The sequence below is a fragment of the Pseudomonas sp. AN3A02 genome (assembly GCF_011765255.1).
GTDB lineage: Bacteria > Pseudomonadota > Gammaproteobacteria > Pseudomonadales > Pseudomonadaceae > Aquipseudomonas.
The window spans coordinates 119,676-134,492 of sequence record NZ_JAARNI010000008.1 but is presented as its reverse complement, the minus strand read 5'-3'; the positions used below and the strand labels follow the sequence as shown (position 1 = coordinate 134,492).

Genomic DNA, 14,817 nt, shown 5'->3' with positions numbered 1-14,817 from the left:
TCACACCTCGTCCTCATGCTGCAATTCAAACAGCAGCAGCGAACGCCCGGTGACGGCGTATTCGTGATCGAAATCGAAGCGCTCCTGGCCCCGCACCGCCGGCTCGTTGGTGTCAAGCATGCACGTCCAGAAGCCGCCATCCGGCACCGGTGGCAGGCGGAAATTGACCATGTCGTGGTGGGCGTTGACCACCAGCAACAAGGTGGCATCGGCCCCCGGGCGGCGAATCCCGGTTTCCTGGGCGCGGCCATCCATCAGCATGCCGAGGCAGCGGCCGTGGCTGTCTTGCCATTGCTCGATGGTCATTTCATCACCGCTCGGCGCGAGCCAAGTGACGTCCTTGACGCCGATGTCTTCGTTGTAGTCGCCCACCAGGAAGCGTCCGCGACGCAGGATCGGGTACGCCAGGCGCAGCTTGATCAGGCGCTTGACGAACTTGAGCAGGGCCTTGCCGTCTTCATCCAGTTCCCAGTTGATCCAGCCGATCTCGCTGTCCTGGCAGTAGGCGTTGTTATTGCCGTGCTGGGTGCGGGCGAACTCGTCACCGGCCACCAGCATTGGCGTGCCCTGGGCCAGCAGCAGGGTGGCGAAGAAATTGCGCATCTGGCGCAGGCGCAGTGCGTTGATTTCCGGGTCGTCGGTGGGGCCTTCGACACCGTGGTTCCACGACAGGTTGTTGTTGCTGCCGTCCTGGTTGTTCTCGTCGTTGGCTTCGTTGTGCTTGTCGTTGTAGGACACCAGGTCGTGCAGGGTGAAACCGTCGTGAGCGGTGATGAAGTTCACCGAGCTGTATGGCCGCCGACCCCGCTGGTTGAACATCTCGCCCGAGGCCGTCATGCGCCCGGCGAAGTCCGCCAGTTGGCCGTCGTCGCCTTTCCAGAACGAGCGCACGGTATCGCGGAAGCGGTCGTTCCATTCCACCCAGCCCGGCGGGAAGCCACCGACCTGATAACCACCTGGGCCGCAGTCCCACGGCTCGGCAATCATTTTCACCTGGCGCAGCACCGGGTCCTGGCGGCAGGCCACGAGGAAACTGTGGCGCTCGTCGAAACCGTCGCGGTAGCGGCCAAGGATGGTTGCCAGGTCGAAGCGGAAACCGTCGACGTGCATCTCGGTGGCCCAGTAGCGCAACGAGTCCGTGACCATCTGCAGCACACACGGGTGGCTCAGGTCGAGGGTGTTGCCGGTGCCGGAATCGTTGATGTAGAAGCGCTTGTCATCGGGCATCAGGCGGTAGTACGAGGCGTTGTCGATGCCGCGCATGGACAGGGTCGGGCCTTGCTCGTTGCCTTCGGCGGTGTGGTTGTAGACCACGTCCAGGATCACTTCCAGCTTGGCTTCATGCAGGTGCGCAACCATCTCCTTGAATTCGGCGATCTTGCCGCTGGCCAGGTAGCGCGGGTCTGGGGCAAAGAACGCAATGCTGTTGTAGCCCCAGTAGTTGGTCATGCCTTTTTGCAGCAGGTGCTGGTCGTTGACGAAGGCGTGCACCGGTAGCAGTTCCACCGACGACACACCCAACTGGCGAATGTGCTTGAGCACATCGTCAACCATCAGCCCGGCGCAGGTACCGCGCACTTCTTCAGGCACCGAAGGGTGGCGCATGGTGATGCCGCGCAAATGGGTTTCATAAATGATCGTGCGGTCCCACGGCGTGCGTACCGGCTGGTCATTGCCCCAGGTGTGGGCCGGGTCGATGACTTTGCACTTGGGCACGAAGGGCGCGCTGTCGCGTTCGTCGAAACTGAGGTCGGCGTCGGGGTGGCCGATGGTGTAGCCAAACAGTGCTTCCGACCATTTGAGTTCGCCCACCAACTGCTTGGCATAGGGGTCGATCAGCAGTTTGTTGTGGTTGAAGCGATGACCGTTGGCCGGGTCATACGGACCATACACGCGATAGCCGTAGATCAGCCCGGGATGGGCGTCGGGCAGGTAGCCGTGGAAGGTCTCGTCGGTGTATTCGGGGAGTTCGATACGCTCTAGCTCGACTTCGCCGCTGTCATCGAAAATGCACAGTTCGACTTTGGTGGCGTTGGCCGAGAACAGCGCAAAGTTAACCCCAAGACCGTCCCAGGTCGCGCCGAGGGGGAAGGGCAAACCTTCACGAATCCGCGACGGCTCGTTTTCCGGCGTCGATTTGGGCTTGTTGGGTTTGCTCATGGAAGTGCTCCTGCAAGTAGTTTTTCCAGGCCGAACGGGGCCTTTCTGGCGTGAAGCCAGTTAAATATCGTGGGTTGGATGGCCTCCTGCGGTGCGGGCGCACGCGCAGGAGGATCTTCGGGTCAGGGCGCCTTGGGCTTCTTCGCAGCAGGCTTCTTCGCCGCCGGCACTGCGCTTGGCTTGGCTGCCGGTTTGGGCGCTGCCGCTGCCGGCTTGGCTTTAGGCTTGGCCTTGGCGGCCGCCTTGGGCGCTTTGGATGGCGTCAACGCTTCGGCTTCCGCCAGCTTGCGCGCCATCTCCCAGTGTCGCGCGTCCTCGCCGTGGGGTTTGCCTTCCGACTCCCAGATCTGATGCGCCAGTTCGCGTATGCGTTTGTCTTCAGTACTCATCGCAATGCTCCTCACAGAAAATTTTCAGCTTTCTTGATCATCAGGATTGATAAAGACATTGACCGGGAAATCCCCCAGGGCAGCGCTGATCATGAGCTCCTTGTTTGGTGTGACTGCGCCTGTTCGGAAAAGTCCCTTCCAATTTTGGGTTGGTGCGGCGAACGGTAAACGGACCCGGGTATCGCCCCAAATCTGCGCGTTGATCAGCGGATGCACACCGTTTTCAAGCAGCCGATGAGGCCAGCGCGGCACCACCACCAGCAGCTGTTTACCCTGGTATTCGCGGTAGAAAGCGACCACCCGTTCGGCGTGCTCGCCCACCACTTCCAGAGGTTCGTAAGTGCCCTGGCGAAACAGCTGCGGGTACGTCTTGCGCAGCGCCAGGACCTGGCCGATCAATGCCTGTTTTATACGCCCGTCATGCCAGTTGAACATCAGCTCGCCGATGTCCGGCGGCGTGTGCAACCCCTTTTCTCGCGCGTGAAAATCCACCGGCCGGCGGTTATCAGGGTCTACCAGAGTGAAGTCCCAGAACTCATCGCCCTGATACAGATCCGGCACGCCCGGCACGGTGAGGCGAAGCAAGGATTGCGCCAGCCCGTTGACCGCGCCTGCCGGGGCGATGGCCTGGGCGGCTGCGCCGATGGCGTCGCGCAGGGCCTTGCCGGAGTCTTCCAGCAGCAGCCGTGACAGGAACGCTTCGACACCTTGTTCATACAGCTCGTTAGGCGCGCTCCAGCTGCTTTGCAGCTTGGCCTCGCGCAGGGCTTTTTGTTGCCACTGCCAGAGGCGCTGATGATAGTCCGCCAGGCCCTCGGCATCATCGCGATGCAGGTCCAGCGGCCAACTGCCGAGCAGCACCTGATAGAGGATCAACTCATCACCGGCTGATGGAGTGTTGGCATCGCTGCGCAAACGGGCGGCGTGGGTGCGCCATTGCTCCACCTGCTCGGCATACCACTCGGCGCATTCGCTGAGCACCGCCAGGCGTGCACGGGTGTCTTCGCCGCGCTTGTGATCGTGGGTCGCGGTGGCCAGCAGGTTGTCGGGGAAGGTGCGCAGGCGCTGCTGGTTGACGGCGTGGAAATCCGCCAGCGGTGCGCTGAATTGTTCGGTGCTGAAGCCCACGTCATTGCGCGACAGCAACACGCCCGAGCGATAGAACGCGGTGTCTTCCACGGCCTTGGCGGCCGCCGGTGAGGTCAGTTGCTGGAAGCGCACGCAGGCATGCTTGAGCATCTTGCGTTCGCGGCCCAATGGGCGGTCGCGCCAGGGTTGGCCGCCGAGCCATTTTTCCAGGTAGTCGAGCACCGGCCAGTCGCCTTCGCTCAAGGTGCTGCGGGCACCTGCCAGGGCTTGCAGGAAAAATACGTCGTCCAGTTCGCTGCGGCCCCGGGCGCTGATGTAGGTGCGGTACACCGGGAAGTGCACGATCAGTTCCTGCAATGCCCGGCGAATTGCACCCAGGGTCAGGTCGCGGCTCATCACATCGTCCCGGGCCACTTGCAGCAGGGCCTGGGCCACGCTTTCAAAGTCGCCGGCCAGGGAGCCGTTGAGGATCTGCTGGCGGGCCAGCCAGGCTTCTTCGATAAACGAAGAGGGGCGTTCGGTGTGGCGCGTCCACAACTCGGCCAGGGGCTCGAAGCCATCCGGGTCGTGTTGCAGCAACGACAGCTGGTTCATGAATTCGTAGCCGGTGGTGCCGTCCACTTGCCAGTCTTCGCGCAGGGTTTCGCCTTCGCCGAGGATCTTCTCGACGAAGATCGGCAAGTGCCGCCCACCTGCCAGGGAATCCACCCGGCGGCGCAGTTTGCGGCAATAACCGCGAGGGTCTGCGAGGCCGTCGATATGGTCGATACGCAGGCCATCGATCAGGCCTTCGCTGATCAGCTGGAAGATCTTGCCATGGGTGGCCTCGAACACCGCGCTGCGTTCAACCCGCAGGCCGCCCAGCTCGTTGACGTCAAAGAAGCGCCGCCAGTTGATATCGTCCGCCGCCGTGCGCCAACTGGCCAGGCGATAGCTTTGTTGTTCCAGCAGGTTGTGCAGGCGGGCAAAGCCTTCAGGCTGGCGCGCGTCGTAGAGGCTGAGGTTGCCTTCGATTGCCTTCAGGGTTTGCGGATCGCGGGCAGCTTCGACCAACTCCTGTTTCAGCGCGGCGGCCTGGGGGTAGGCGTCTGGCTGGTAGGCCAGGCCGCTGAAGCGGTCGGCCAGCGTCTTGATCGGCAGCAGTTCGCCGTAATCTCGTGGGCAAATCGGGAAGCGATGTTCGTAGTGCTCGACGTAGAAGCTGCCGTGCTGCGGGTCGAAACGCAGGGGCAGGGCGCCGGTTTGCAGGGCTTCGCCGTAGTCGCTGCCAAGGAACGGCATCAGCAGTTGACCCTTGAGCAGCAGGTCTGGCGAGTGCCATTGAATGTCGAAGAACTCGCTGTAGGGACTAAGGCGGCCCCATTCCAGCAGGTCAAGCCACCAGCGGTTATCGGCACCGCCGACGGCCATGTGGTTGGAGACGATGTCGAGGATCAGCCCCATCTCGTGCTCGCGCAGCGCTGCTACCAGCCGGCGCAGCGCCGGTTCGCCGCCCAGTTCGGGATTGACGGTGGTGGGATCGACCACGTCATAGCCGTGCATGGAGCCGGCACGGGCGCTCAACAGCGGTGAAGCATAGAGGTGGCTGATGCCCAGTTCGGCAAAGTACGGCACCAACGGCACCGCGTCGTCGAGGGTGAAGCCCTTATGAAATTGCAGGCGCTGGGTGGCCCGTAGCGTCAATGGCTTCATCGGTCACGCTCGTGGGCCTGGATGCGCGCTACGGCCAGCAGCTCAAGGCGGCGGGCGGCGTTTTCATCGTCGAGTAGGGTGGTTGCATCGCCCGCCAGGCGGCGCCGCCAATTCGGATGGGTGTCGGTGGTGCCGGGCAGGTTGGCTTGCTCCTCAACCCCCAGGGCATCCTCCAGCGGCAGCAATACCAACGGTGCCCGGGTGTGGCCCAGGTAGCGCACGCTGGCGTCGATGACATGATCGGTTTCGTTGCGCACTTCATCGGTGAAGTTCTGCGGGTCCTGGCTCAAGGCCTGGCGCAGCGCCTGGCGTTCCCGCAGGCGGTGGTCGCTCCATTGTTCGACGGTGGGAGCATCGATCAGCCCCAACTGGATATTCCAGTCGATATCGCGGCTGTGCCACCAGCCGTTGAGGGTCGGTAAATCGTGGGTGCTGGTGGTGGCCAGCGCGTTGTCCGGCCAATCCAGAATCGGCTTGAACTGGCCGTCGTGGTCTTGCTCGAACAACAGCACGCGCATGCCAAGGATCGAGCGGGCGATCAGTTTTTCCCGCAGGCCGTCGGGTACGGTGCCGAGGTCTTCACCGAGGACGATCGCCTGATGGCGGCTCGACTCCAGCGCCAATAAGCGCAGCATGTCGTCCACCGGGTAATACAGGTACGCACCTTCACGCGGTGAGGCATCCATCGGGATCACCCACAAGCGTTGCAGGCCCATCACATGGTCGATGCGCAAGCCGCCGGCATGGGCGAAGTTTGCCCGCAGCATTTCGATAAAGGCGCGAAAGCCATTGCGTTTGAGGCCTTCGGGAGAGAACGCAGAAATGCCCCAACCCTGGCCTGCGCGGTTGAGGATGTCCGGTGGCGCACCCACGGTGAGTTCCGCCAACAGTTCGTCCTGACGGCTCCAGGCCTGGCTGCCGCCGCCGTCAGCGCCTACGGCCAGGTCGGCGATCAGACCGACGCCCATGCCGCTGCCGCGCGCCGCTTGTTGCGCGCGCTCCAGGCAACGGGCGATCAACCATTGGCTGAAGGCGTAGAAGCCGATTTCATCCCTATTGGCTTCGGCAAATTGCACCAGCGCCGGGCTTTGCGGGCTCTGCCAGTCTTCGGGCCAGTGACGCCAGTCGAGACTCTCGCCGCTGGCCGCACGTTCGGCCTGCACGGCTTCGAAGCGACAGTGGTTTTCCAGGGCTTCACCGCCAGCCTGGCGGAAGCTCAGGAAGTCGGCGTGTTGCGGGTGGTCGCCCCGGCGGAAGTCTTCATACAGGGTGCGCAACAGGCGCTGCTTGGCTTTGGCAGCGGCCGGCCAATCGATCAGCGATTGCTGCTCAAGGTCATGCAGCTCGTCGGCCAGGTCGCTGGCTTCGATGGCGATTTGCACCGCGCGCTCACCGAGGATGCAGCCGGGGGAGGCGTACAAGCTATTGAGGAACAGGCGGCTGGACGGGGAATACGGGCTGAAGCGTTCGGTGTCGGCGCTGAACATCGCGTGCATCGGGCTGATGGCCAGGGCATCGGCGCCGCGTTCGGCAGCAGAGCGGGCCAGTTGCTCCAGGGCCTGAGTGTCGCCAAAGCCTCCGTCGCCACTGCGTCGCAGGGAATACAGTTGGGCGCTCAGGCCCCAGGCGCGGGCGGTTTCGGTGTCGACCGCTTCAGCGACGGTGTAGCAATGAGTCGGTGCCACGGCCAGGGTGAAATGCTGGTCGGCGATATGCACCTGTTGGTAGCCCACCGGGATCGATCCGGACAACACCGCATTATCGTCCAGGCGCAGGTCCAGCACGCTGTCGTCTTCGAGGTGAATCTGGCACGGCGTACCGGGGGAGAAGTAGCGCGCCAGGTCGAGGCCCGCGCCGCTGTCGACGGTCATCAGGGGCGGCAGGTGCTTGTCTTGCTGCACGCGCTCCAGGTCTTGCAGGCTGGCTTCGATCTCGGCGTCGCTGTCGGCCGGGTGGCCCAGGCCTTTGAGCACGGCGCGCAGGGCGTCGGCTTTGACATGTTGCGGGCGGCCATTCGCGTCGATCCAATCGACGGCCAGGCCCGCTCGGCTGGCGAGTATTTCCAATTGCGCGTCGCTCAAGGGTGCTCTCCAACAGGGGAATGGGTGAGGCTGACGCGGGCGCTGAAGGGGGCCAATTGTTTGGCCCCGCTGGCCTGCGTCACAAATAGGAGGTGCTCGGCGGCCGGGTAGTTCAGAGAATCGGCGCTCAGGTTGAGGTCGATCTGCAGCAGGCTGCCATTGCCCAGGCGCCAGCGCGCCGTGACCGCGCCTACCGCCAGCACTTGCGCGCCCAGAGCGACGCTGCCCGGCAGGTGCGGCACGATATGCTGGTGGCGCAGGCTCAGTAGCTGGCGGTAGAGCTGCGAGTCGCCGCAGTCGGCGAGGGCGGGCGCCGAGCGGCGGAAGGTTTGCAGGGAGTTGGGGTCGGGAATCCGTTCGCGGCGTTCGGGGTCGCTGAACGCAGCAAAGTCGGCAAACTCGTTGCGCCGGCCTTCGCGTACCGCCTCGGCCAGCTCGCCGTGGTGGTCGGTGAAGAACAGGAACGGTTCCTCGGCGTTGACTTCGTCGCCCATGAACATCAGCGGGATCATCGGTGACATCAGCAACAAGGTCGTCGCGGCGCTCAGGGCCTGAGGCGAACACAGTTGATGCAGGCGTTCGCCCAGAGCGCGGTTGCCGATCTGGTCGTGGTTCTGCAGGAACAGCACAAAGGCGCTGGGCGGCAGGTGGCCGCTGGGTTCGCCCCGTGCGTGGCCATGGCGCGTGGTGTGGCCCTGGTAGATAAAACCTTCACTCAGGCAGCGGGCCAGTTTGCCGGTGGGGTCTTCGGCGAAGTCGGTGTAGTAAGCGTCGGTTTCGCCGGTGAGCAGCACGTGCAGCGCGTTGTGGCCGTCATCGTTCCACTGCGCATCGAAGCCGCGCTCCAGCAGGCTGGCCTGGTTGAATTCGTTTTCCAGTACCAGCCACACATGGCGGCCGGTGTCGACTTGCTGGCGTACTTTTTGCGCCAGTTCCTCAAGAAATTCGGGATCGTTGATGGCGTGCACGGCGTCCAGGCGCAGGCCGTCGAAGCGGTATTCCAGCAGCCACATCAGCGCGTTGTCGATGAAGAAGTCGCGGACCTCACGTCGATCAAAATCGATGCCGGCGCCCCAGGGTGTGTGCACGTCTTCGCGAAAGAAGCCTTTGGCGTAGGTGCCGAGGTAGTTGCCGTCGGGGCCGAAGTGGTTGTAGACCACATCGAGAATCACCGCGAGGCCATGGTGGTGCGCGCTGTCGATCAACTGTTTCAGTTGCTCGGGCGAACCGTAGGAAGATTGGGGGGCGTAGGGCAGGACGCCGTCGTAGCCCCAGTTGCGTTCGCCGGGGAATTGCGCGATGGGCATCAGCTCAATGGCGGTGACGCCCAGTTCGGCGAGGCGCGGCAGTTGTTTTTCGACCTCGGCGTAGCCCCCCAGTACGCCCACGTGCAACTCGTAGATCACCGCTTCGTGCCAGGGCCGGCCTTGCCAGTGGCTTTGGCGCCACTGATAGGCCAGGGGGTCGACCACCACGCTGAAGCCGTGAACGTCCGTGGCCTGTGCCCGGGAAGCCGGGTCGGGAACGTCCTGTTCGCCGTCGATGTTGTAGCGGTAGCGTGTGCCCGGTGGGCATTGCAGCTGCACCACAAACCAGCCATCGGCCTGGGGCAGCATCGCGACCGATTTACCTTCTTCAAATTCAACGCTGACATAAAACGCGTCTGGCGCCCACAAGGCGAAACGGGTGTGTTTCGCATCCAGCATGATCGCGCCGTGGGGCCAGGTTTCCAGAGTCCTTGACGGCATCTATGAAGACCTCTTTTTTACTGTTTCCCCGATCTTCCCAGCGCTTTCGCTACCAGTTGCTCATAAAGTTCGGCATAGGGTTCCACTGCCTGGCACCAGTTGAACGGTGCGGCCATAGCCCGGCAACGCATGGCGTTGAGCAAGCCTGGGAAGGCGAAAACCTTGAATGCGCGGCTCAGGGCCGCTTTATAGCTTTCGACAGTGGATTCGTTGAACAAGAAACCGGTGACGCCATCTTCGATGGTGTCGGCCAGGCCGCCAGTGTTGCGGGCAACCGGCAACGAGCCGAAGCGCTGGGCGTACATTTGGCTCAGGCCGCAGGGTTCGTAACGGGATGGCATCAGCAGGAAGTCACTGCCGGCGAACATGCGCCGAGCGTCGGTCTCGTTGAAACCGATGCGCACGCCGATCTGGCCGGGAAAGCGCAGCGCCAGGGCGCGCATTGCTTGCTCTTCTTCCGGCTCGCCGCGACCGATGATCGCGATCTGGCCGCCGTTTTCGACAATAAAACTGGAGACCGCTTCGGTCAGGTCCAGGCCTTTCTGGTAGACCAGTCGCGACACCACGGCGAACAGCGGGCCGGTGGAGTCGTCCAGGCCGAACAGGTTGCGTACATGGGCGGCGTTCTGTGCCTTGCCTTCCCAGTCACCGATGTTGAAGGGGTGAGTCAGGTGCGGGTCGGTAGACGATTCCCAGCTTTCATCAATGCCGTTGGGAATACCGCTGAGCAAGCCTTGCTGGGTCTTGCTGGCGAGGAAGCCATCCAGACCGCAGCCGAATTCTGGGGTGGTAATTTCCTGGGCGTACGTGGCGCTGACCGTGGTGATATGGCTGGAATACGCCATGCCGGCCTTAAGGAACGAGAGCTTGCCGTAGAACTCCATGCCTTCCTGTTGCAAGGCGTGTTCGGGAATCCCCAGCTCCGGGCACGAGGCCAGGCTGACCACGCCTTGGTAGGCGAGGTTATGAATGGTGAACAGCGTAGGGGTACGTGACCCACGCCAGTGCATATAGGCCGGCGCCAGGCCTGCGGGCCAGTCATGGGCGTGCACCAGGTCCGGGCACCAGTGGATTTGCGCCAGGTTGGCGGCAATATCGGCGGCGGCCAGGCCCAGGCGGGCGAAGCGGATATGGTTATCGGGCCAGTCACGGCCGTTATTGGCGCCGTAGGGCGTGCCTTCGCGTTCATACAGTTCGGGGCAGATCAGCACGTAGATGACCAGGCCATCCTTGAGGTCCATGCGCCCGATCTTGCACGGCGGCAGCGCAGCGTGGCCGCCCAGCTCACCGATGATATGGATGGGGTTGTCGCTTTCCAGCACCTGCGGGTAGCCGGGGATCAGCACGCGCACATCGTGCAGGTGCGCCATGGCGCGGGGCAGGGCGGCGGACACATCACCCAGGCCGCCGGTTTTCACCAGGTCAGCCAGTTCCGAGGTGACAAACAGCACTTTCTTGCGATTGGGATTACGACTTTGAACCGGCCGCAGCGTGTTGGGAAGGTCAACCAAAGAGGTCGGCCCGCCAACCGGCTGACTAAAACGCTCTCCCTGAGTATCTACAGCGGCACTGATCATAGTTCTCTCCCATGTGTTGGTCGGCTGATGGCATATGGCAATCAGCAAAGGTTGACCGCATCCTGCGGCCAGGCGCACAAGCGCTACACAGACTGGCAAGCCTTATGCCAGTTGTGCTGGAGTCTTAAATTGAGTGGATGGACGGGCGTTCGGTGTGAACCGTCAGCGCTCGCCTTACCTTAAACCTGACCTACGGCAGAGTTGGAAAGTTTCGATTTTTTGCGGGGTTTTTGTTTTGGATCGGACCCATCGGTCATGAGTCTAGGACAGATCCTAGAGCCCGTGGGGTCTGTGGGAGATTTTTGTAGGACAAAATTTTTTTCATGTGCGGGAAGTACCGTTCTCCTCTGGTGAGACGGCCCTTTGTGGCGAGGGGGCTTGTCCCCCGTTGGGCTGCGCAGCAGCCCTGGAAGGGGCATCGCGTGCTTCAGGCAGACCTCAGTGCCTGATTTAGGGCCGCTACGCAGCCCAACGGGGGACAAGCCCCCTCGCCACAGAAGTGCATCTGCGCGATTTTGGTGCGTTAGCTCAATGCGCGAAGGGGCGCTCCTTTGGCCCATGACTGAATATCTTCGATCATTTGCTGGTAGAACTGGCGGTAGTTCTGCTCGCTGACGTATCCAACATGGGGCGTGGCCAATACGCTGGGTAACTGGCGGAACGGATGCCCGGCCGGCAGAGGCTCCTGGCCGTACACATCCAGTGCCGCTCCCGCCAGGCGGCCACTGGCCAGCGCATCAATCAAAGCTGCTTCGTCGACAATCGGTCCGCGGGCGGTGTTCACCAGATGCGCTGTAGGTTTCATCCAGCCCAACGCCTCGGCGTTTACCAGACCGCGGCTGCGGTCGCTGAGCACCAGGTGAATCGACAACACATCCGCCAGTTCAAACAGCTCGCGCTTGCTGACCCAGGTCACGCCGGATTCGGCGGCGCGTTCCGGTGTGAGGTTTTCGCTCCAGGCAATCACGCGCATGCCGAACGCCTGACCAAACCTGGCGACCTTCTGGCCAATGCTGCCCAGGCCGAGAATCCCCAGGGTCTTGCCGTACAGATCACCGCCCAGGCCCACCTGCCAACCGCCGGCGCGCAGGGAATTGGCTTCGGCCAGCAGGTTGCGGGTGGAGGCCATGACCAGCGCCCAGGTCAGTTCCGGGGCGGCGTGCTTGTAGCTGTCGGTGCCGCAGACTTGAATGCCCAAGGCCTTGGCCGCAGGAATGTCGAGGGCGGCGTTGCGCATGCCGCCGGTCACCAGCAACTTCAGCTTAGGCAAACCTTCCAAGAGGGCCTGATCGAAAGTGGTGCGTTCGCGCATCACGCAGATCACCTCGAAGCCCTGTAAACGCTCGATCAAGGTGGCGGTGTCCGCCGGGTAGTCGTGGACGAAGTGCACCTGGCCGACCGACGCCAGGACTGACCAGTCCACTACGCCACTGGCAACATTCTGCCAATCATCAATCACTGCGATCTGTACCGACATGCACGCGAGCCTCGAAAAAGGTTGGATTAGAGGGCGTTCAGCCCTTGCAGCAGCGCCTTGTGAAACTGTGCCGGTTCTTCCATTTGCGGGGCATGGCCCAGGCCCGGGAATTCCACCAGGGTGGAGTGGGGAATCAGCTTGGCCACTTGCTTGCCCAACACCGCGTAGTTGCCGATCTTCGCCTTGACCGCCGGTGGCGCCAGGTCTTTGCCAATGGCGGTGTTGTCGGACGTGCCGATCAGCAGCAGGGTGGGCATCTGCAGGTCCTTGAACTCGTAGTACACCGGCTGGGTGAAGATCATGTCGTAAATCAGCGCTGAGTTCCATGCCACTTGGGTGTGGCCGGGGCCTTTATTCATCCCGGCGAGCATATCGACCCAGCGGTCGTATTCAGGCTTCCAGCGGCCGACGTAGTAGGTGTCGAGCTCATACTTGCGGATGCCTTCGGCGGTCAGTTTCAACTCGCGCTCGTACCATTGGTCAACGCTGCGATAGGGCACGCCAATGGCCTTCCAGTCTTCCAGGCCGATAGGGTTTACCAGCGCAAGCTGTTCGGTTTGCTGCGGATAGAGCAGGGCGTAGCGCGTGGCAAGCATGCCGCCGGTTGAATGGCCGAGGAGCGTTACCTTTTGAATGCCGAGTTTTTCCAGGAGCTGGTGGGTGTTGATCGCCAGCTGCTGGAAGCTGTACTGGTAATTGTCCGGCTTGCTGGACGTGCAAAACCCGACCTGGTCCGGGGCGATCACTCGGTAGCCGGCGTCGCTCAGAGCCTTGATCGAATCCTCCCAGGTGGCGCCGCAGAAGTTTTTGCCGTGCATCAGCACGATGCTGCGCCCGTTGGCCTTGCCTTTGGCCGGCACGTCCATGTAGCCCATCTGCAGGGATTTGCCCTGGGACTGGAAGGTGAAGTGTTCCACCGGGTAAGGGTATTTGAAACCTTGCAGTTCGGGGCCGTAGGTCGGGCCCTCGGTGGCGGCGAATGCGGGAAGGGCGCTGCCGAGCAGCAGGCTGGCGACGCAGAGTGAGCGGATTTTGGACATGGGTACAGGCTCCGGGAACAGTGCCCGGATGCTGTGGCGAGGGGATTAACGGGAGATTAAATCCAGTGCAGGGTGAGCATGGCCAATACCCCGTAGCGCGCCCCTTTGGCCAGGCTCACCAGCAGCAGGAAACGCCAGAACGGCTCGCGCATCACCCCGGCCACCAGGGTCAGGGGGTCGCCGATGATGGGCACCCAACTGAGCAACAATGACCAATGGCCCCAGCGTTGATAGTGGGTACGGGCCTTTTCCAGATGCTTCGGACTCACCGGGAACCAGCGCCGCTCCTTGAACCGCTCAACCGAGCGCCCGAGCAACCAATTCACCACCGAGCCCAAGACGTTGCCAACCGTTGCAACCGCAAGCAGCAGCCAGAGACTGTAGTGCCCGCTGATCAACAGGCCCACCAGCACCGCCTCTGATTGCATCGGCAACAGCGTGGCGGCGCCGAAGGCGGCGAAAAACAGTCCCAGGTAACCGGCAAGCATCAATCAGCGTGCCGGATAGTCAGCCACTACCACGTCTTTGCCTTCGCGAGTCAGGCCGATCACCTGGTAGGCATCGCTGCTGCCGTCCATTTCCATGCCCGGCGAGCCCAAAGGCATGCCCGGTGCAGCAATGCCCAGCAAGTCGTCGCGCTTGCGCAGGGCCAATACCTGATCGGCAGGTACATGGCCTTCTACGAATTTGCCGTCGATCACGCCGGTATGGCACGACGCCAGGCGCGGCGCCACGCCCAGGCGTTGCTTGACCTCGCTCATGTTGGTTTCCACATGGTCGTTGACCTTGAAGCCGTTGCTTTCCAGATGGGCAATCCACTTCTTGCAGCACCCGCAGTTGGCATCGCGGTGCACATCAATCGGGATCAGCTCGGCAGCCTGGGCCAGGGGGCTCATGAGCAGGGCCGACAGCACGGCCAGTCGCAGGGTAGTTTTCATCATCATCTCGTCAGATAAAGGGCAACAGCCGGGCATTCTCCGCGCTTTTTACAAAAGGGTTTTCCGGGAGTGTTACGAGGTTTTACGAAACACCGGCAGCACCAGAATAACGGCCTGGTGCTGTCGGAAAACTGAGAGGGAGATGACGGTTTTGTCAGGAAGACGGGGATTCCAGGCGCTGCTTGAGCTGGTCAAGGGCTTGGTTGGACAGGGCGATCATGCGTTCATGCAAGGTGGGCAGTTGCAGTTCGGTTTCATAGGTAAGCACACGGGTAAACAAGGTGCCGTCGCCTTTGGCCTGCAAGAAATAGTGAATGCAGCCGTCCACTGCCAGCGAAGTAAATGCGGTCTTGAACTCCCTCGGTCGCAGCGCAACCTGCACGCGATAGCTCATGGGTACCCGCACACCCAGCAGGTCGATGGTCTCGGTAAAACGATGGCCACTGGGCAAGGAGCCCGTGGTGCCGGTGTCGGCGCCCAAGGATGTCGGATGCCATTCATGCCAGCGATCCGGTTGGGTGACATAGTCGTAAACGGTTTCGATAGGGGCCTGGATATAGCGTTCCTGACTGATCCGCTCCAGACGGATCGGGTGCTCAACTGCGTGCATGACACACCTCCTGTGT

The 14,817-nt window shown here is 62.3% G+C and carries 11 protein-coding genes; all 11 read right to left on the bottom strand.

Annotation, left to right across the window (positions count from 1 at the left end; translation table 11 throughout):
* The gene (gene glgX / locus HBJ59_RS24255) at positions 1 to 2,160 is read right to left on the bottom strand and encodes a glycogen debranching protein GlgX (protein WP_076013888.1); all 2,160 of its coding nucleotides are present in this window, start codon (positions 2,158 to 2,160) and stop codon (positions 1 to 3) included.
* A 122-nt stretch (positions 2,161 to 2,282) separates the two neighbouring features.
* Positions 2,283 to 2,549: a DUF2934 domain-containing protein gene (locus HBJ59_RS24250; protein WP_003207537.1), complete on the bottom strand. Its 267-nt coding sequence runs from the start codon at positions 2,547 to 2,549 to the stop codon at positions 2,283 to 2,285.
* A 24-nt stretch (positions 2,550 to 2,573) separates the two neighbouring features.
* Entirely contained in the window at positions 2,574 to 5,330 is a 2,757-nt protein-coding gene (locus tag HBJ59_RS24245) for a malto-oligosyltrehalose synthase (protein ID WP_167664987.1), read from the bottom strand.
* Positions 5,327 to 7,411 (bottom strand): 4-alpha-glucanotransferase, encoded by a 2,085-nt coding sequence (gene malQ, locus HBJ59_RS24240; RefSeq protein ID WP_167664986.1) that lies wholly within the window; start codon positions 7,409 to 7,411, stop codon positions 5,327 to 5,329. Before malQ ends, HBJ59_RS24245 begins: the two co-directional genes overlap by 4 nt.
* A complete protein-coding gene (gene treZ / locus HBJ59_RS24235; protein ID WP_167664985.1) occupies positions 7,408 to 9,159 on the bottom strand; it encodes a malto-oligosyltrehalose trehalohydrolase in 1,752 nt (583 codons plus the stop codon). Before treZ ends, malQ begins: the two co-directional genes overlap by 4 nt.
* Before the next feature lie 17 nt (positions 9,160 to 9,176).
* Positions 9,177 to 10,736, bottom strand: coding sequence for a glycogen synthase GlgA (glgA, locus tag HBJ59_RS24230; RefSeq protein WP_076013892.1), 1,560 nt, complete (start codon positions 10,734 to 10,736; stop codon positions 9,177 to 9,179).
* A 523-nt stretch (positions 10,737 to 11,259) separates the two neighbouring features.
* Positions 11,260 to 12,213, bottom strand: a complete 954-nt coding sequence (locus HBJ59_RS24225) for a D-2-hydroxyacid dehydrogenase family protein (RefSeq protein WP_167664984.1) — start codon at positions 12,211 to 12,213, stop codon at positions 11,260 to 11,262.
* A 26-nt stretch (positions 12,214 to 12,239) separates the two neighbouring features.
* A complete protein-coding gene (locus tag HBJ59_RS24220; RefSeq protein WP_167664983.1) occupies positions 12,240 to 13,253 on the bottom strand; it encodes an alpha/beta fold hydrolase in 1,014 nt (337 codons plus the stop codon).
* A 56-nt stretch (positions 13,254 to 13,309) separates the two neighbouring features.
* Entirely contained in the window at positions 13,310 to 13,741 is a 432-nt protein-coding gene (locus HBJ59_RS24215; protein ID WP_167664982.1) for a YqaA family protein, read from the bottom strand.
* 3 nt (positions 13,742 to 13,744) lie between these two features.
* Entirely contained in the window at positions 13,745 to 14,191 is a 447-nt protein-coding gene (locus HBJ59_RS24210; RefSeq protein WP_076013991.1) for a DUF411 domain-containing protein, read from the bottom strand.
* A gap of 154 nt (positions 14,192 to 14,345) precedes the next feature.
* Positions 14,346 to 14,801 carry an SRPBCC family protein gene (locus tag HBJ59_RS24205; protein ID WP_167664981.1) on the bottom strand — a complete coding sequence of 152 codons (456 nt, stop codon included), beginning with the start codon at positions 14,799 to 14,801 and terminating at the stop codon, positions 14,346 to 14,348.
* Positions 14,802 to 14,817: the final 16 nt, after the last annotated feature.

Excerpts from the sequence above, each read along its gene's own strand:
- glgX (WP_076013888.1), bottom strand. The coding sequence starts at position 2,160 with ATGAGCAAACCCAACAAGCCCAAATCGACGCCGGAAAACGAGCCGTCG.
- HBJ59_RS24250 (WP_003207537.1), bottom strand. The coding sequence starts at position 2,549 with ATGAGTACTGAAGACAAACGCATACGCGAACTGGCGCATCAGATCTGG.
- HBJ59_RS24245 (WP_167664987.1), bottom strand. The coding sequence starts at position 5,330 with ATGAAGCCATTGACGCTACGGGCCACCCAGCGCCTGCAATTTCATAAG.
- treZ (WP_167664985.1), bottom strand. The coding sequence starts at position 9,159 with ATGCCGTCAAGGACTCTGGAAACCTGGCCCCACGGCGCGATCATGCTG.
- glgA (WP_076013892.1), bottom strand. The coding sequence starts at position 10,736 with ATGATCAGTGCCGCTGTAGATACTCAGGGAGAGCGTTTTAGTCAGCCG.
- HBJ59_RS24225 (WP_167664984.1), bottom strand. The coding sequence starts at position 12,213 with ATGTCGGTACAGATCGCAGTGATTGATGATTGGCAGAATGTTGCCAGT.
- HBJ59_RS24220 (WP_167664983.1), bottom strand. The coding sequence starts at position 13,253 with ATGTCCAAAATCCGCTCACTCTGCGTCGCCAGCCTGCTGCTCGGCAGC.
- HBJ59_RS24215 (WP_167664982.1), bottom strand. The coding sequence starts at position 13,741 with ATGCTTGCCGGTTACCTGGGACTGTTTTTCGCCGCCTTCGGCGCCGCC.
- HBJ59_RS24210 (WP_076013991.1), bottom strand. The coding sequence starts at position 14,191 with ATGAAAACTACCCTGCGACTGGCCGTGCTGTCGGCCCTGCTCATGAGC.
- HBJ59_RS24205 (WP_167664981.1), bottom strand. The coding sequence starts at position 14,801 with ATGCACGCAGTTGAGCACCCGATCCGTCTGGAGCGGATCAGTCAGGAA.